Origin of the sequence: Corallincola holothuriorum (genome assembly GCF_003336225.1) — a bacterium.
Lineage (GTDB): Bacteria > Pseudomonadota > Gammaproteobacteria > Enterobacterales > Neiellaceae > Corallincola > Corallincola holothuriorum.
The window spans coordinates 110003-127880 of record NZ_QPID01000011.1 but is presented as its reverse complement, the minus strand read 5'-3'; the positions used below and the strand labels follow the sequence as shown (position 1 = coordinate 127880).

Here is a 17878-nt window from a genome sequence, read left to right as displayed (position 1 = left end):
AACGCCACGTCCCAACGCGTTCACAACTCAACCCTATTAAGTTCCATTTACCTTGAAGTCAGTTCTGACAAGTAGAAGTGTCAGCCAAAAATTAAACAGTTCACGCTTATAAACTATTGTTTTAACTGAAATTGATACTGACAAAAAAATGCTATATCTTGGTCAAATTAACATACCATTAACAATCATGAGAGTCTGTTGTGCAAGCCAAATGGTCAGCGGTAATTTTTGTTCTATATGCAGTTTCTAGCTCCGTTAATGCCGCCACTTACTTTGTTTCCCCCAATGGCGATGACGCAAACATTGGCTCGCTAGACTCTCCTTTTTTAACCCTCTCCAAAGCGGCAAATGTCGCCGTTGCCGGTGATGTGGTTAACATTCGCGAAGGCACCTATCACGAAACACTGCGTCCCAGTCATTCAGGCTCCGAATCAAGCCCTATCACTTTTCAATCCTATGAAGATGAAAAAGTCATTATCACAGCGATGGAAGCAGTGAACGGCTGGGCATTAGATTCCGGCCATATATATGTGGCGGATGTGGCGTGGGATTTAGGCCAGTCGAACTTTGTTATGCAGGGCAGTACCGCGATGGATCTGGCGCGCTGGCCAAACAACGAAGACGGTGATCCGTTCACGCAAGACACTCTCAGGAATTCAGGTGGCAGCGACGGTTCAGTCGAGTTTAATGCTCACCTGGATTATGCAGACGGCATCCCTGCGGGAGATTGGTCTCAAGGCGGGTCATTATATTTTTACGGCGACAAGCCTGGCTCTGGCTGGACAACCTGGCGCGCTTTTATTACCAGCAATACCAGCACAAGCGTCTCTTTTGATCTCAATAAAAACCCGGCATGGATCCGCACCTTTCACGCCCCAGCCGATGGCGGTGACTTCTTTCTGCAAGGCATTAAAGAAGCACTAGATTATCAAAACGAGTGGTACTTTGATGCCGCCAGCCAAAAGCTATATGTACAACTGCCAGATGGCGCCATGCCAGCTGAAAACCAAGTACAGATGCGCCAACGTGAACAAACCATCGACCTATCAGGCAGAAGCTACATCCAGATCCGAAACCTCGCCGTGTTTGGTGGCTCAATAGAGATCACTGGCGGTGCATCAAACAACCATATTTATGGTGTGACTAGCTTGTATGGTAACTACACCTTGGGTGTCGTTTCTGGCTTCTCGTCGAATAACCAAAGCGTCAATATTCGCAGTGATTGGGGGAAAGGCAACACCGTTAATAACATCATTGAACAGAGTGAGATCGGCTTCGGCTCTGGCACCGGGATCTACGACTCCGGCGAAAGCACCCAGATCATCAACTCCTATATTCATGACTTTAACTACCTTGGTAATTACGATGCCATCATCAACGCCCGCAGTGGTAACAACACCAAGGTACTGAACAACACCATTACACGGGCAGGCAGAGACGCTATTCAGGCATTCAATACCAACTCTGAATATGCCTTCAATGATATTTCCCGGAGTAATTTAATTGCCGATGACTGCGGCCTTATCTACACCGTGGGTGGACCAAGCAACACAGAGATCCATCACAACTGGCTCCATGACACGTTTTCACCCGGCCCTAAAAACAAAGCGGCTGGTATCTACCTCGACAACGATGCGTCAGGCTTTGATGTTCACCACAACGTGATCTGGAATACCGAGTGGAGCAATATTCAAATCAACTGGAACGGCACTGACATCAACATCTACAACAACACCTTGTGGAATGGCAGCGTCACCATGGGGGCATGGCATAAGGACGGCACCGCATTCTCAAATGTCAGCGTCTGGAACAACCTCTCAGACAAAAGCGATTGGGAGCCACAATCAGATAAGCAAAATAACCTGACGGTCGCAGAGTCTCCTTTTGTTGACGATGCGAATGGTGACTTCCGCCTGAAAGCGAACACCTCGCCGATTGACTATGGCCGGGTCATCGCCGGTATTACAGACGATGTCAGCGACGGGCTGCCCGATGTTGGCGCATATGAAAAAGACGGTGAAAATGCCAACTGGACGGCAGGCATAACCTGGAGCAGAGAGTTTGGCCCTACTGGTAACGGTTGCTACGGTTTACCTGGGGAAGATTGCATCGACCCAGTAAAAGAACTGCCAGTAGTAAGCTTTGCTGTAGAAGGCTTTGCCATTGATAGTGTAACTGCCGACGAAGGCAGTGATATCACGATTAAAATGATGCTGTCTGAACAGGCAGAGGATTACCCCGTCACCGTGTCATACACCCTCAACGGCACCGCTGATCATCAGGACCACAACATCATTGATGGCAGTGTTGTTATTAGCGATGGCACCGAAGTCAGCTTCACCGTCACACTACTTTCAGATGAACTGATTGAGGGGGATGAAACACTGAACATCGCCATAACAAACGTTGAGAATGCGACCCCCGGCACCGACAACACGGTCGCGCTGACAATCAGAGATAAGACAACGGAACCAGAGCCAGAACCAGAGCCAGAGCCAGAGCCAGAGCCAGAGCCACAACCAGAGCCTGAGCCGCAACCAGAGCCCGAGCCACAACCAGAGCCTGAGCCGCAACCAGAGCCCGAGCCACAACCAGAGCCTGAGCCGCAACCAGAACCTGAGCCACAACCAGAGCCTGAGCCGCAACCAGAGCCTGAGCCGCAACCAGAGCCTGAGCCGCAACCAGAGCCTGAACCGCAACCAGAGCCTGAACCGCAACCAGAGCCTGAGACGGAGCCAGAGCAAGCACCGGAGTCTGAGCCTGAAGCAACAGACGCTAGCGGTGGCGGTAGCATCAGCTATGGTATCGGCTTACTGTTGGCATGGTGTGCATTCATCAGAAGGCGCAATTTGGGCAGGTGCTAACGCCTTGCTCAGTTATGCTGCGATTCTTGAGAGGGTAGTTCGAAACGCTCGGGACACGCACTCCTCCACTCTAAACATACGCCTCTGAAACCCTTCAGAGGCGCAGCAAACAGCACAAAGCCAGAATCAGGTAGCGATGATATCGGATGGATGCTCCTCTGAGTCCACTCTGAGTCCGCCAAGTAGTTAATGTCTACTCGCTCATATCTTATATTTGTTGACTGATTGCTCCATCTGCTGCGCGAGAGCCAGCATTTTCTCACTGATCTCTTCGTCTTCATGCACTTGCTGTGCTGATGTTTCGGCAATCTCTCGTATGGCGCTGATATGTCGGTTGGTTTCTTCGACGGCGGTGCTTTGCTCATGGGATGCAGTGGCCATTTGAGCATTGAGGTCGGTTATCTCTTGGCTATGTCCGGAAATGGTTTCTAGTAGAGTAGCTAATTGATCAACGGCGTTTGCTGAGCGTTCCGCAGCATCATTTGCAGAGTGCATTGTCGAAACCGCTACTTGCGATTGTTGACGCAGTTCGTCGATGATCTGTTTAATCTCTACGGTGGACTCGTGGGTGCGATTAGCAAGAGACCTCACTTCATCGGCAACAACAGCAAAGCCACGACCTTGTTCGCCCGCTCTTGCCGCCTCAATGGCAGCGTTTAACGCCAGCAAGTTGGTTTGCTCTGCAATTGCTGAAATGACATCAACGACCGTTGCTACTTTTTGGCTACGCGCATCCAATTCACTCAAGCTATTTGATGCTTTGTCGACGGAGGTAACTAAAGCGTGAATATCTTGCGTTACTCGGCTAGCGTCTTCGGAACCTGATCGCGCTTGTTGGCTGGCTGAAGCTGAACGCTCGGCGGTATACTCGGCATTCTGTTTCACTTCGCGTGCTGATGCTTCCATCTGCGTCATGGACGTGGCAACGGAGTCAGTGCCTGTTTTCAACTCAATGACGGAAGTCTCGGTTGACTCTGCCAGGCTGGCGACTTGAGCTGCCGTTTCGTTCAGGCGATGGCTGTTGGCGATTAGCTGGTGCAGGTTTGATTTGAAGTGAGTTACTAGGGTGTCTATTGCGTTGCTAAGTTCACCCACTTCATCTGTTTTATCTGTGGCAAAATTTTCTGATAGATCGGCATTGGAACAGGCACTACGTAGTCGTTGACTCAGGCTGGCGAGCGGTTTGGCAACAAAGCTACGGAAGACCAAAATCAACATCAAACTGCCTGCGATGAATACCAGTGTTAGTAGCCCGCCTTGATGCCACATAGCCTGAACGATTTTGTTGTGCGCTTGCTCTAATGAATATGATATTCGGACGGCACCGGCGATGTCTCCCTCTTTGCTGGTCACGTGACAACTGAGACAATTAATACCGTCATGATTTTTTTTCATCACGATGGGCGTAATTAGTGTTTGTACGAGTTCGTCATTTAATACGTGTCTTAGGTTAACGTTTGAGCCTGCGAGCGCTGCCTGATCGAGTTCATCTTGTGGTTGTTGATCTGGAATACCGATACCATACAGTTGGCTGACAGATACGCCGCGCATTAAGCGTAATTCACGTATATTAGGTTGCGTGATCATTTTGTCTTTTAGAATATGCCGCTTATCCATCGCACCCGCTAACATCAGTGTGTTGATTGATTCAAAGTAGGCGTCACTCGTTGCAAGAACCTGCTGTTCGGCGAGTTCCGCTACCAAATCACTTTCGTGATGATAACTGAATGCTAGCGTGATTATTAACAGCACGACTCCCACCGCGGAAATCGTCAGATAAATCTTGCTGGCAATGGAAAAGTTCTTCATACCGATCAAATCCTTGTAATCATTTTTTTATTTTTACGAGTATAGAACATGGCGCATGGTTGCAATCTAGATATGACAATAACTAGACGTATGCAGCTTTTGAGCGGGATCCGCTTTTTGTTCAGCTGAGTCGCAGACGTTGTGGCTTACTTGTTTAGATAGAGCAGCGACCTAGATTACGGTTTTTTACTCTATCTGAAGCAGAACGCTTGTAGTGGTCGGCTAAGCTGGACGAGAAATAACAAAAGTGCTGAACAATGACCGGAGTCACCAGCCGCGCCCTCAAAAGCACACTAAATAGAAAACTGCTACCTTACATTTATACGTTTGTTCTTTGTCACTTAACTTGAGAGTCAACGATGATAATCCCTCAGAGGGAACTGTCTTGGTATCTGCCGCTGCTACTATGTTTGATGTTTGCCGCAGGGTGCGCTGGACATTATGAAGTCATTGAGCTTGGCACGCTACCCGGCGGGAGCTTCAGTTCAGCCCGTGACATCAATGTGAATAACGAAGTGGTTGGTATTGCAGACACCGAGTCTGGATCTATTCATGGCTTCCTTTATCGCGACAATACCATGATTGATTTGGGGCCATTAGATGGTGGCCTCAACAGTGCTGCACTTGGCATCAATGACAGAGGTGCTGTCGTTGGGAGAAGTCAGGACTCAAATGGTAATTATCATCCTGTCGTTTGGCGTAACGGTTATATCATCGATCTTTACGACGAGCTTGCTGATGAGGCGTTTGGGGAAGCCACAGCAATTAATAACGATAACTGGATAATCGGTTCAGTTATGACAACCGCTGTTATTTGGAAAAACAACCTAGAACCCACCCCTTTAGTTACTCACTTCTTGCCACGAGCAGCCAATGCGATAAATCAATCAGGTACTGTTGTGGGGCAAGACCAATCCGCTACTCGAGCGTTTATCTGGGAAAATGAGATACTGACACACCTCCCTCAGCATGATCTTTCGTGGAGTGAAGCGCTTGGGCTTAATGACACCGGAGATGTAGTGGGTTGGATCCACAGCGAACCACCCGGTCCCGTACACAAAATTGCAGCACTATTTACCTCTACCGGAGCGGTACGTTTAGGCACGCTGGGCGGCGCGAGTAGTATCGCGCATGACATCAATGATCAGCAACGCATCATAGGTGAAGCTGATAATGCTGATGCTCTCCGTCTGCCGTTTTATCTAAATTTCGCATCTAAAGTGATGCATCTACTACCAACCAATGACAATGAAGGTGCTGCTTACGCTATTAATGAAAATAATGTGATTGCGGGAGAGATCGTCGACGATTCCGGCGTGACTAAGGCCGTCATTTGGAAACTAAAAGCTCCATACGATTACTTCGACTAAGCACAGCATAAGCTGAAGCCTACCAGCCCGTCTAAACAAGAATTTCTGCTATTCGGCCAATAAACAGCACAAAACCAAAATGCCGTGTAGTTTTGTTGCCCAAATGAGCCTACGAGCGACTTGATGCGTTTGTTAAATTTTCATAGCTCGTGACCACTTTGTTTTCCACAAGCTATGTTCCTACGAAAACTGACGCCCTGATTTTTAAAAATATAATGCCCCAACCATGGGCAGCTTGAGCAGGCTAAGCTACGGAGCGGAGCGACGAGTGTTTTGGCTAATTTGTTTGTTATGAGTAATTAGTTGGCATCCCAGGTACAGTACTTAGCGCCATTATTTGAGAACAAGTAAACTGTGACATCACCGCCTTGCTGATAGTTCTCAACCGTTTTTTCGGGAAGGGTTTGCCACAACCACTCCAAATCAGATTGTTCAGCGACTTTATTAGAGAAGGCCCTTTTAAACTCTTCTTTACTATCAAAGTCCTGCTTTGACGCTATTCGTTCGAATACACAAAAGCTTCCATCCACATAAGGCCAAACACGGTCTTGCCATGTTGGAAGCGCGGGCGTAGCAAAGATAATTTCGTCGTTCTCTTCAGCACTGCCACCAAAAGCTTCATTAGCCTCGATCTCAAGCGCTTTGAGCTTTCCCGCGGCCAAGCAATCATCACAGATGCATTCGATTTCGTCGATACCGCAAAATCCACCAGCATCAAACCAGACACCAAGCATGCCACAAACGGAACACTTCATTGGCTCGTCTGTTTTAAAAGCAAAATTGTCAGGATCTCTAAAGTACTTAAAATTCATGATACGCATAACGCCTAAAACAGGGAGCAAGTTAGCGGCTTTTTTATAGAAAAGGTGACAACTATGCCAGGTCCGCGTGCTTTGACTTATTAAATGCAAGTTTGAACTGAACGTAATTCACTGCAAAAAACCTCAAAATTACGGTAGTACGCTTCCTCACTGCTGCTAACTTCCTTGATGTTGAACTTTGACGACCAATGATTCTTACCAGCTAAAGCCTCAAACTCAGATATAGCTTCAGGATAGATATCTTCGATCGCATCTAGTGTGCCTAAGTTTCTAATCGAGTAATCAATTACCCAGAAACAGTACACTACTTTTTCGTAGTCAGTCAGAGCCTCAATTCCGAGTTCGGCTTTCTTTTCGATTACATCATCACCAAACTCAATTAGCCACGTTTCGTTGTCTAGTTCCATATTCATTAGTGCACTTAACGTTGCTCGCAACGGCGAGCGATAGCGAGTCTAAAGCCCGCCCGCAGCGAAGCGGATGTTTTTTTGCGGGCTTGATGTTGCCGGGCCTTGTTAATTTGGGCTGTGGCTAACGCACTCATTAGTCTGAGACAGTAAAACAGGCATCAAAGAATCCCCATATAAAAACAACTCTATAGTGGATATTCCTATTTTATCAAGCTTAACTTAGAAGCAGCTTCTTCAAGAATAAGATCTAAATCAGGGTGTTGCCTATAAACTAACTTAAGGTGTTCTATATATTCAGCGACAAAACTAATCATATCTGTATGACCACCTGAATAAGGATAATTTATTCCAGAATAAGCGCACATACCAGGTTTCCACTTTGATAAATTTGGAAGTAAGTTTTGTTCACTTTTAAAACCCAATAAATCGCCATATTTATTCTTTAAAAGTTGATACCTTTCATCTGAAATAAGAAGGAGAAACCTTCCAGAAGAATCACAATAAACTTCACTCTTTTTACTATCAGGAATACTGTTATATACCGACGCAGTAAATATCTGCGAATCACAGAAAGTTCCTGTTACCGGCGGATCAATAACTTCCCCTGATACCAAATACTGATTTTCCTTAGTTTTCACTATTTCCACATTGAAGAAATCTGCCAGATCATCTACAAGCCACTCGAATTCTGCATAGTCATAAACAAACTCAACACCAACTACTTCTTCAGAGTCTAGATATTCGATTAAATCATCCATAAGAGCTTGATTGTAAGGTAACTTAGGTGCTTCATCCAAAGTTAGCTTATCAACTTCATTGGTCATTCTTTTCATCTGATTTAACTGGTGATTTAGCTTTAATTTGTAAATGTAAGTGTATGCTTTTTTTACTAGTTCTCTCACAAAACATTCCTTTAGTTTGAATTTTGAAATACCCAAACTCATGTATCAGATTTAGTCTTTGGAAAATTAACGCCGCAATCTAGCGAATCCCCTCATAATCCCTAGGAAATTCATAAAAGTAGACGCGCACCCCGTGGTTTGATCTAATTAATTTCGCCAAAAACAAATCCTATCTCACCCTGCACGGAGGCAGTCGGGATGCGCGAAGTTCAAATCCTACACCAAATGCTTGCACAACAGTGTCCGCAAATTCACAAAAAACGCCTGAGTTCCCTGATAGTTGCCACACAATCGTTGCTTGATGGCGACAGCTTGTCATTGACCGAACTAGGACGAAACATTGAGGGGCGTGTTGCGCCCAAGCACAACATTAAACGGATGGATCGGTTATTGGGCAATCATCATCTGAATAACGAACGATTGGCGGTATATCAGTGGCACGTGCGGCAGTTATGTGGTGCCAATCCCATGCCGGTTGTTTTGGTGGATTGGGCTGATGTGCGGGAGCAGTTACGAATGATGACATTGCGGGCTTCTGTCTCGGTGAAAGGACGCTCGATAACGCTCGCGATTTAAAAAGCCCGCAATACGGCTTTGGCTTGCGTCATAGTCGCTAGCGCTGTCCGCGCCGTTACGATGTACTGCTGCTAATCGCCATGCTCGCAGAAATCATGCTTTGGTGGTTAGGCTTGGTGGCGCAACAGATTGGATGGCAACGCCACTTTCAGGCAAACACCATCAGAAAGCGAGCTGTATTATCGGTTGTTCGTTTAGGTAAAGAAGTTCGGAGGCGACCCGACTTTGTTATCTCAGAGCAGCGAATACGCTGGGCTATGAATGAATTTTTAAGGCTGGTTCACACCGCTGGACTGGGGGATTTATGAGGGGATCCTCCAGAGCCACGACAAATACCCCCCTTTTCAGAAAGATCTCAAAAAATCATTTATCGCTTGGTAAAAACAATTAATAATTATTGCTAACCCATCAACATAAGAAAAAAGCCGCCAGCGTTTATCGCGCTGGCGGCTTTTGGGTTCAGCTTAAATACTAGCTATCCCTTGTCACAATACGCTCGCCAACCACCTAAGTGGGTGATCTCTGTTGCGCCATCAACGGCGCGGGGTTCGGCGATAAAGCTGGTGTACCAAGCACCATCCTCCAATTGTACTTTGCCGATGCCCAGCGGGGCTGGAATATCAGCGACAAAGCTGCCAAATGCCTCGGTTGGCACGCGCCATATTTCCACAGCGATGCCAGCGCCAGCATGTTCATCACGCACCATGGCTGGGCGGCCATCTGCCATGGCGAACAGGCGGTAGTCGGCCGAAGTAATACCTTCTGCGATCTTAACTGCGCCACGTTCGCTCAGCTGCCAGTTAAGCGGCATACCTGAGAGGTGCGCGCCGCACACCACCAGATCGACACCCCCTTTGCCTGCGGGGCTGGTTACGCTGCTAGCTGGCAATGGCTTGTCTAACGCGCCTATGGTTTGTTGGCTGTGCTGGCAGAACTGGTTCGCCAGTGACAACAACTGGCGATCGCTGAACGCTTTGCCCAACAGGGTAACGCCGAAGCCTACGCCCGTTGGCAGGAAGCCCGCCGGTATAGCGATGGCGGCCATATCCAACAGATTAACAAAATTGGTATAGGTGCCTAACTGGCTGTTGAGCTTAATCGGATCGGCTTCTACTTCGGCGACGGTGAAGCAGGTGGGCGTGGTGGGCAGCAGTAAGAAGTCTACCTTTGCCATCACCTGCTCTGCTTGCTGGCGGCAGGCCTGCAACTTATACATCGCCTTAAAACCATCGGCCGCGGTGGGTTTAGCACCGCCACCAATTATGGTTTGGATCACCGGCAACATAGCGTCTGGATCTTGGTTAAACAGTGCTTCGGTGGCGACATACCGCTCTGCTACCCACGGCCCTTCGTACAGCAGACGTGCCGCATCGAGAAATGGCGTCATGTCTAGGGCGGTAATTTGATGCCCCAGCGCTTGCAGTTGCGCTATGGCTTGTTGATATAGGCTGGCGGCGGTGTCATCACCAAAAAACTGCAACTGATCTGGCAGTGGAATGGCAATGGTTTTGCTGTCAGTCAGCGCGCCATAGCGCCGCGCACTGTTGTCATACGGGTTGGGGCGGCTGTAGGGATCAGCCAGATCATGCCCCTCTGCCGCGGCTAAGGCCAAATTGGCGTCGTCCACGGTTAACGCGAAAATCGACACACAATCCAAACTCTGACACGCCGGGATCACCCCTTTGCAGCTGATCACGCCACGGCTGGGCTTTAAGCCGATCAGGTTATTGAATGCGGCAGGCACCCTACCCGAACCGGCGGTGTCGGTGCCCAAAGCAAAGCTGACTAAGCCTTTGGCGGTGGCAACGGCGGAGCCGGAGCTAGAGCCGCCGGAGATATAGTCGGGGTTAAATGCATTTTTGCCTGCGCCCCAAGGGGAGCGCACTCCCACTAAGCCGGTGGCAAACTGATCCATATTGGTTTTGCCCATAGGGATAGCGCCGGCGGCGATCAGCTTTGCCACCACGGTGGCGCTGGCATCGGGCTGATAACGGTAGGCTTCACAGGCGGCGGTGGAGTCGACTCCCGCCAAATCGATATTGTCTTTCACCGCAAACGGCACGCCATACAGTGGCAGCGTGTCAGGTGAAGTTTGCTCCAGCGCCGTCAGGTAGCGCTCCAGTTGCGGCAGTTGCAGGCGTTCGATCCAGATATTGTGGTTATCTACCTGCTCCAGCGTCAGTAGGTGTTGAACTAACTGACGCGGGGTGAAGTCACCCTGCTGATAATGCCGTTGCAAACCGGCAATAGTGATGTCGAGCTGCGACCAGTCGAATAGACTGCCGGTATGGGTTTGTTGCATACGGTTTGTTCTCGTTTCTACTGGGCTGCTCATGACGATGACTCCTGTAACCAGATCAGTGACTGACCTGCGTTGATCTGAGCGCCCTGCTTACGGCGTAGCGAATTAACGATCCCCGCAATGGGTGCCGTCACCTGAATTTCCATCTTCATCGACTCCAATATGGCCAGCGTTTGTCCGGCTTCAACGGTGTCCCCTTCGGCCACCATCATCTGCCAGACACTGCCTGCCACATGGCTGTCTATCGGCACGCAGTTATCCGGCATGCAATCATCGCTGCCATCGGCAACATCCAGATCCTGACTCGACTCAAAGTTGATCTGACCGGAAGCTTCCCAGCACTGTAGCTCTTCATCAAAGGCGGCGTCACGGGCGGTAACAAAGGTGTCGATGTCACTGCTATTGTCGGCAAGGAACTGCTTGTAGCCTTTCAGGCTAAAGCTGGTTTGCTCGATTTTGAGCGGGTAGCGGCCTTTGGGGAAATCTTCGCGGATCTGTTTCAGCACATCTGCTGATACCGGGTAGAAGCGGATCTGATCGAAGAAACGCAGCAACCAAGGCTTACTGAACTCTTTGCTGCTATTCGCTTCGCTGAACAGTTTGTTCCACATCTGGCAGGTACGGCCAACAAACTGATAGCCCCCCGGCCCTTCCATGCCATACACACACATGTAAGCACCGCCAATACCGACGGAATTTTCTGCCGTCCAGGTACGCGCCGGATTGTACTTGGTCGTCACTAAGCGATGACGGGGATCCAGCGGCGTAGCCACCGGCGCCCCCAGATAAACATCACCCAAGCCCATCACTAGATAGCTGGCATCGAACACGATCTGTTTCACCTGCTCGATGTCGTCGAGGCCATTAATGCGACGAATAAATTCAATGTTGCTGGGGCACCACGGTGCGTCATGACGCACCGACTGCATATATTTTTCAATCGCCAGTCGGCACGCTTCATCGTCCCAACTCAGCGGCAAATGCACGATGCGAGATGGCAGTTCCATTGACTCTAAGTCGGTGAGTGAACGCTCAGCGTATTCAAGGTGGGCTAATAGTTCGGTCAACGACAAGGTCAGTGAATCGTAATGGATCTGCAGCGAACGAATGCCCGGTGTCAGCTCTTTTAGCCCAGCTAGAGAGTTTTGCTGCAGCCACAACATCAGCGCATGCACGCGGAAACGCAGTTCAATATCCAGTACCAGCTCACCATATTCCACCAGCAGGTATTTATCACCACTGGGGCGATACACCACATCGATACCGACATCATCCTGACTCAGGGTTTTGACTATCGGTGTGGTCGGTAAACAGGGCGAAAACAGAAACTCCTGAGGCGTTAGCGTATCCAGCATCTGCTGTTGCGCTTGTTCCGCTGCTACCGCTTGTTCAATAGACACTGGCACAAAGCGCAGTTTGTCTCCGGCGCGCAGTTGGCCTAACTTCCAGCGGTCTGCGGCGATCACTGTGGCCGGACAAACAAAGCCCCCTAGCGACGGGCCATCAGGGCCTAAGATCACCGGCATATCACCGGTAAAATCAATGGTACCGATGGCGTAGGCGTTATCGTGAATATTGGAGGGATGCATCCCCGCTTCGCCACCGTCACGGCGCGCCCATTGCGGTTTCGGACCGACTAAGCGTACCCCCGTACGACTGGAGTTGTAATGCACCTCCCAGTCGCTGCCAAAGAACATCTCGATATCTTCCGCAGTGAAAAAATCAGGTGCGCCGTGGGGGCCGTAGATCACATGCAGTGTCCAGCTATTACCGACCTTGGGCTTTAGCTCGTTCACTAGCTCTGTGCTTGTCTGACTCGCGTCCGGCACGGCGGCACACAGATGCAGCGTATCGCCCACCTGCAGGGCACGACCGTTGTGCCCCCCAAATTGTCCCAAGGTGAATGTGGATTTAGAGCCAAGGTAATCGGGGCAATCTATGCCTCCGGCAACGAGCAGATAACTGCGGCTACCAGACTGTGCCACTTTGCCCAGTTGCAAGGTGTCGCCAGCGCGAACATCTATCACCTGCCACATCGCTATCGGCGTACCATTAAGCTGAGCCTCGATCTCCGCGCCAGTAAGCACTAACTGGCGATCGCAGTTAAAACGCAACGTCGGACCACTGAGGGTGATCTCCAAACCTGCGGCAGTTTTGTCGTTGCCCAGTAAGCGGTTACCGAGTTGGAATGAGCGATCGTCAAATGGCCCTGACGGTGGCACACCCACATCCCAATAGCCTTGTCGCGCAGGGAAGTCCTGAATGGTGGTCATGGTGCCAGCCATCAACACATCGATACTCAGGGGCTGATAGTTGAAGCTGTTAAGTAAGCGGGTATGCACCTTACCGGCATTCACATCAGCATTTGCCAGCACCTGTTGCAGATAGCTGAGGTTGGTTTCAATACCATAGATGTGGCTAGCTGCCAGTGCGGCCTGCAGCTTGGCGATGGCGTCCGCGCGATCATCACCATGAACAATCACTTTGGCGAGCATGGGGTCAAAAAATGGCGAGACCGACTGCCCAGCAGACAACCAGTGGTCGACCCTCAATTCAGGGATATCTGGCCAGCTCACCTGACTCAGCGTCCCGGCGCAAGGTTGGAAATCTTTATTTGGATCTTCAGCATACAGGCGCACCTGAATGGCATGGCCTTTGGCGCTAAGCCCAGCGGCCAATTCAGGCAGGGATGGCAGGGTTTGTTGTCCAAGTTTTACCATCCAGGCAACAATATCCACATCAAAGATAGCCTCGGTGACACCGTGCTCTACCTGTAAGCGGGTATTCACTTCGAGGAAGTAGTACTGACCGTCACTCACATCGTAAATGTACTCCACCGTGCCCGCACTGCGGTAAGCGATGGCTGACATCAGGCGTTCTGCTGTGGCTTCCATCTGCGCTTGGGTCGCGGCAGGCAAACAGGGAGGCGGCGTCTCTTCCACGACTTTCTGATTACGGCGTTGCAGGGAACAATCCCGCGCCCCCAAAGTAACCACATGACCAGCACCATCACCGAACACCTGCACTTCAACGTGACGGGCGGTTTGAATATATTTCTCCAGAAATACGCCAGCATTACCGAAGTTATTCTGGCTGAGGCGGATCACTGAATCATAAGCTTGCAGCAACGTGTCTTTGTCTTCACACAGCTGCATGCCGATCCCCCCACCACCGGCAGTACTTTTCAACATCACGGGATATCCGATCTGATCCGCGGCGGCGACCGCTTCATCCAGTGAGGTCAATAAGTCTGTGCCCGGCACCAGCGGAACACCATTTTGCTCAGCCAGTTCACGGGCACTGTGTTTCAAGCCAAACGCTTCCATCTGTGTCGGTGTTGGGCCAAGAAAACAGATATCACTTTGCTCGCAACGGCGCACAAAGTCGGGGTTTTCACTGAGAAAGCCGTAGCCGGGGTGGATCGCATCGGCGCCCGCCTGCTTGGCGATTGCGAACAGCTTGTCTTGATCCAGATAGGTAGTGGCGGCTGCGCCCTCACCTAATGAAAATGCCTGATCGGCTTGTTGCACATGCAGAGAGTCGCGATCGGCTTCGGCGTAAACTGCCACAGACTTTAAGCCGAGGGCTTTCAGGGTACGAATAATACGTGTGGCGATGGCCCCACGATTGGCAATGAGCACGGTGGTTATCATAGAGAAACTGCCTGTTTGCCTGATGGGTCGTCCCATCATCATTCATTCACCTCTGGGTCGTCCCAAAGGGGCGCTGGCGCGCGAACAGTTAGCTTATATAAGCGTTTTTAACTCAATCCCAAATCAACACTTCAACCGGGGTTGGGTTGTAGGCGTTGCAGGGGTTATTCAGTTGCGGACAGTTGGAAACCAGTACGATCACATCCATGGCCGCTTTCAATTCAACATATTTGCCCGGCGCAGAAATACCATCAGCGAAGGTCAGGCCGCCATCGGCAGTCACTGGCACATTCATAAAGAAGTTGATGTTGTGGGTGATATCGCGCTTGGTCATGCCGAAGTTTTCATTTTCCGCCACCGCCAACATCCAGCTGTCACGGCAGGCGTGCATGCAGCGTTTCTCCAGATCATAGCGGACGGTATTACTTTCCGTTGCACAGGCACCACCCAGAGTGTCGTGACGGCCACAGGTGTCAGCGACGATCTCCAGCATCGGATTACACTCGTTGGACATCAATACCGTGCCCGTGGTCAGGAACACATTGCCCTGCTCTCGAATGGTGTCCATGGCACTGTAGCGTTCACTGGGATCAGCAGCAGAATAAAACAGCGTGTCAGCGGCCTGATTACCTTCCAGGTCGACAATACGCATAGTCTGCCCTGCTTTCACCACTTTCATGTAGTAGTCACCGGCGAGCACAGTATCGGCGATCACGGCATCGGTGGCGTTCAGTTTACTTTCAGTGATCATGGCAGCCTCCGTGATGGCCAGTGGCAGACGTAAAACCGGCGTCGCCAGCCAGATAAAGCGCGTTGTTTTTAAAGCCCCGGCCATTTTCAGCGCAGTGGGTTAAACAGATATCGTCATCAGCGACGGCCTCGGCTTGTTGCAAGGTGATCGCCACAGGCTTAGCCGGATACTTACCCGCCGGATGCAAAGGATGCGGGCAGGTATGCAGTAATACCAGCGTGTCCATCTCAAAGCGCAGCACGATCTCGTCACCGGCTTGACTGTGATCCGCCACGTAACTGAGGTTGCCTAGATCATCCACAGACACCTTACTGAACAGGTTGAGATTGGCGGCCATATCCTTTTTACCCAAGCCATACTTCGCCAGTTCCACCAGAAACGCGGTGTAGCCATTCTGGTGCCACTGGTTGCCCGCTTGCTGGTAGTTTTTATCACCGAAGCGTTTCGCAATAGAGGACTTGGTTGAGTTGCCACACACGGTGTCATGCCAGCCCAGGCTGTCTTCCGTGATGGAGCAAAAAATACGCCCCATATCAGAGTAGAGACAGTTGCCTTTAGTCAGCTTAAAGGTGTGCTGACACTTCAGGGTGTCAGGCGCGTTGTAACGCTCCAGCAGATCTTCCGGGTTGTAGAACAACATGCCTAGGTTGGCGCCGCCCTCTATATCTTTAATCCGTAATTCCATGCCACGACGCACCCGCAACGACCAGTGACTGGCCGCCGGTATGGTAGTGGTGTAATTCGCTTGCTCACTCATTGTTGCACTCTCACTTACGCCAGCTTGCGCACAGTTGTTAACTCGGGATCCAGTTGCTGTGCCAAGTCTGCGTGGTTGTCTTTATGGATCGGTAAGTCATAGGTAATCGAAGCACCATAGGCATTCGGCGCCTGTGGGTCGTGCCTCACTTTGTCGAACACCCAAAGCCGCGATCCCAGCGCAAACGCTTCCGACAGATCGTGGGTGATCATAAAGACTGTCAGTTTCTCCTGCGCCCACAGTTCACGCACCAAGGTATGCATGTCAGCACGAATGCCGGGATCAAGTGCGCCAAATGGTTCATCTAGCAACAGTACTTTCGGCTTAGCAACCAGCGCCTGCGCCAGCGCTAAACGCTGTTGCATACCGCCGGAAAGTTCATGGGGATAACGCTGAGCAGCAGGCGTAAGGCCTACCCGATCTAACATGGCATCAACCTGCAGTAACGCCTTGGCTTTTGCGCCACCAAATAAGCGACCTAACCAACGACTTTGTTGCAGCTCTAAACCGACCAGTACGTTCTCGCGCACGGTCAAATGGGGAAACACCGAATAGCGCTGGAACACGATACCGCGTTCGCCATCAGGCTCCGCCTTCAACGGCTGCCCTTCTAGCTTGATACTGCCCTTAGAAGGTATTTCAACACCCAGTAGCATTTTCAGGAAGGTGGTTTTACCGCAACCGGACGCCCCTACCAGCGTGACAAACTCTCCCTGCTCTACGTTCTTGTTGAGCCGCTCAAGCACCACGTTGTCGCCGTAGGATTTCCAAATATTTTTAATCTGGATGTAGCTCATGACTGGCCTCCTTGGCTCTGTTGCGAGTGATACCAGGGAAACGCTTTTTTGCTGATCAGACGCAAACCCCAGTCAATCAGGAATGCCAACAGGGTGATCCAAAATACATATGGCAAGATCACATCCATCGACATATAACGCCTAACCAAGAAGATGCGATAACCCAGACCGTCAGTGGCGGCAATCGCTTCTGCCGCGATCAAGAACAGCCACGCTGAGCCTAACGACAAACGTACCGCATCCAACAGGCGGGGTAACAACTGCGGCAACAACACCCGTTGGATCAACTGCCAGCTATTGGCACTCAAGGTCTGTGCCTTAATCAGCTGTTCAGAGGGAATATCCAGGGTTCGCGCCTGCATGTCGCGGATAATAAAAGGCGCGATACCAATGACGATCAGCACCACTTTCGACAGTTCACCGAGGCCGAAAATAATAAACAGCACCGGCAAAATAGCCATGGGAGGGATCAAGGAGATAGCGACCACTAACGGCGACAACTTGGCGCGCATCAGCGGCACCGCGCCATTGCCCAAACCGATAATCAAACCGATCAAAGCACTGATACCCACACCCATTGCCAAGCGCGTTAAGCTACTTGCCGTGTCCTGCCAGAACAGGTACTCGCCAGTGCGTTTACTCGGCTCGAAAGCCAGACGTTGGATCGCATCAGCCATCTTGGTGATGCCGGGCAGCAGCTTGTCATTGGCATTTTCAGCCAGCCGCGCTTCTGATGCAGCCATATACACCAACAACAGCAAGATAAAAGGCAATAGCCCCAATATCCAGCGCATCGGTGATGAAGGATGACGATTCACGATTCGCATGACGTGGACTCCGGTGTCAAAGGCTAAGCGGGAGAGCCG

The 17878-nt window shown here is 50.4% G+C and carries 12 protein-coding genes and 1 pseudogene; 3 read left to right on the top strand and 10 right to left on the bottom strand.

The annotated features are described in order from the left end of the window. Positions 1-200: 200 nt before the first annotated feature. Entirely contained in the window at positions 201-2864 is a 2664-nt protein-coding gene (locus DU002_RS16440; protein WP_114339525.1) for a right-handed parallel beta-helix repeat-containing protein, read from the top strand. Between the two features lie 201 nt (positions 2865-3065). On the opposite strand, the gene DU002_RS16435 is transcribed toward DU002_RS16440, so the two are convergent. Beyond that, positions 3066-4673: a methyl-accepting chemotaxis protein gene (locus DU002_RS16435; protein ID WP_114339524.1), complete on the bottom strand. Its 1608-nt coding sequence runs from the start codon at positions 4671-4673 to the stop codon at positions 3066-3068. A gap of 359 nt (positions 4674-5032) precedes the next feature. Here DU002_RS16435 and DU002_RS16430 point away from each other — a divergent pair, with 359 nt between their 5' ends. Beyond that, positions 5033-6043: a hypothetical protein gene (locus DU002_RS16430; RefSeq protein WP_114339523.1), complete on the top strand. Its 1011-nt coding sequence runs from the start codon at positions 5033-5035 to the stop codon at positions 6041-6043. 299 nt (positions 6044-6342) lie between these two features. Here the strand turns inward: DU002_RS16430 and DU002_RS16425 are convergent, their stop codons facing one another. The 3 genes from DU002_RS16425 to DU002_RS16415 all read right to left on the bottom strand — a co-directional run bounded on the left by DU002_RS16425 (position 6343) and on the right by DU002_RS16415 (position 8176). Continuing rightward, positions 6343-6855 (bottom strand): CbrC family protein, encoded by a 513-nt coding sequence (locus DU002_RS16425; RefSeq protein ID WP_158538101.1) that lies wholly within the window; start codon positions 6853-6855, stop codon positions 6343-6345. Between the two features lie 89 nt (positions 6856-6944). Further along, positions 6945-7277 (bottom strand): hypothetical protein, encoded by a 333-nt coding sequence (locus DU002_RS16420; RefSeq protein WP_114339521.1) that lies wholly within the window; start codon positions 7275-7277, stop codon positions 6945-6947. Between the two features lie 197 nt (positions 7278-7474). Then, entirely contained in the window at positions 7475-8176 is a 702-nt protein-coding gene (locus DU002_RS16415; RefSeq protein WP_114339520.1) for a hypothetical protein, read from the bottom strand. 198 nt (positions 8177-8374) lie between these two features. On the opposite strand from DU002_RS16415, the pseudogene DU002_RS16410 reads away from it, so the two are divergent. Next, positions 8375-9060: pseudogene (locus DU002_RS16410) on the top strand (hypothetical protein). 167 nt (positions 9061-9227) lie between these two features. On the opposite strand, the gene atzF reads toward DU002_RS16410, so the two are convergent. The 6 genes from atzF to DU002_RS16380 form a co-directional block, all read right to left on the bottom strand. Continuing rightward, entirely contained in the window at positions 9228-11087 is a 1860-nt protein-coding gene (gene atzF, locus DU002_RS16405) for an allophanate hydrolase (protein WP_233496523.1), read from the bottom strand. Continuing rightward, entirely contained in the window at positions 11084-14707 is a 3624-nt protein-coding gene (uca, locus tag DU002_RS16400) for an urea carboxylase (protein WP_114339519.1), read from the bottom strand. Before uca ends, atzF begins: the two co-directional genes overlap by 4 nt. A gap of 112 nt (positions 14708-14819) precedes the next feature. Further along, complete coding sequence (locus DU002_RS16395; protein ID WP_114339518.1) at positions 14820-15458, bottom strand: urea amidolyase associated protein UAAP2; 639 nt, start codon at positions 15456-15458, stop codon at positions 14820-14822. Continuing rightward, positions 15448-16215, bottom strand: coding sequence for an urea amidolyase associated protein UAAP1 (locus tag DU002_RS16390; RefSeq protein ID WP_114339517.1), 768 nt, complete (start codon positions 16213-16215; stop codon positions 15448-15450). Before DU002_RS16390 ends, DU002_RS16395 begins: the two co-directional genes overlap by 11 nt. Before the next feature lie 14 nt (positions 16216-16229). Continuing rightward, positions 16230-17012 (bottom strand): ABC transporter ATP-binding protein, encoded by a 783-nt coding sequence (locus DU002_RS16385; RefSeq protein ID WP_114339516.1) that lies wholly within the window; start codon positions 17010-17012, stop codon positions 16230-16232. Beyond that, the gene (locus DU002_RS16380) at positions 17009-17839 is read right to left on the bottom strand and encodes an ABC transporter permease (RefSeq protein ID WP_114339515.1); all 831 of its coding nucleotides are present in this window, start codon (positions 17837-17839) and stop codon (positions 17009-17011) included. The genes DU002_RS16385 and DU002_RS16380 overlap by 4 nt, the downstream gene beginning before the upstream one ends. Positions 17840-17878 lie beyond the last annotated feature (39 nt).

Coding starts and splice junctions, on each gene's coding strand:
- DU002_RS16435 (WP_114339524.1), bottom strand. CDS start 4,673: ATGAAGAACTTTTCCATTGCCAGCAAGATTTATCTGACGATTTCCGCG.
- DU002_RS16430 (WP_114339523.1), top strand. CDS start 5,033: ATGATAATCCCTCAGAGGGAACTGTCTTGGTATCTGCCGCTGCTACTA.
- DU002_RS16425 (WP_158538101.1), bottom strand. CDS start 6,855: ATGAATTTTAAGTACTTTAGAGATCCTGACAATTTTGCTTTTAAAACA.
- DU002_RS16420 (WP_114339521.1), bottom strand. CDS start 7,277: ATGAATATGGAACTAGACAACGAAACGTGGCTAATTGAGTTTGGTGAT.
- atzF (WP_233496523.1), bottom strand. CDS start 11,087: ATGAGCAGCCCAGTAGAAACGAGAACAAACCGTATGCAACAAACCCAT.
- uca (WP_114339519.1), bottom strand. CDS start 14,707: ATGATAACCACCGTGCTCATTGCCAATCGTGGGGCCATCGCCACACGT.
- DU002_RS16395 (WP_114339518.1), bottom strand. CDS start 15,458: ATGATCACTGAAAGTAAACTGAACGCCACCGATGCCGTGATCGCCGAT.
- DU002_RS16390 (WP_114339517.1), bottom strand. CDS start 16,215: ATGAGTGAGCAAGCGAATTACACCACTACCATACCGGCGGCCAGTCAC.
- DU002_RS16385 (WP_114339516.1), bottom strand. CDS start 17,012: ATGAGCTACATCCAGATTAAAAATATTTGGAAATCCTACGGCGACAAC.
- DU002_RS16380 (WP_114339515.1), bottom strand. CDS start 17,839: ATGCGAATCGTGAATCGTCATCCTTCATCACCGATGCGCTGGATATTG.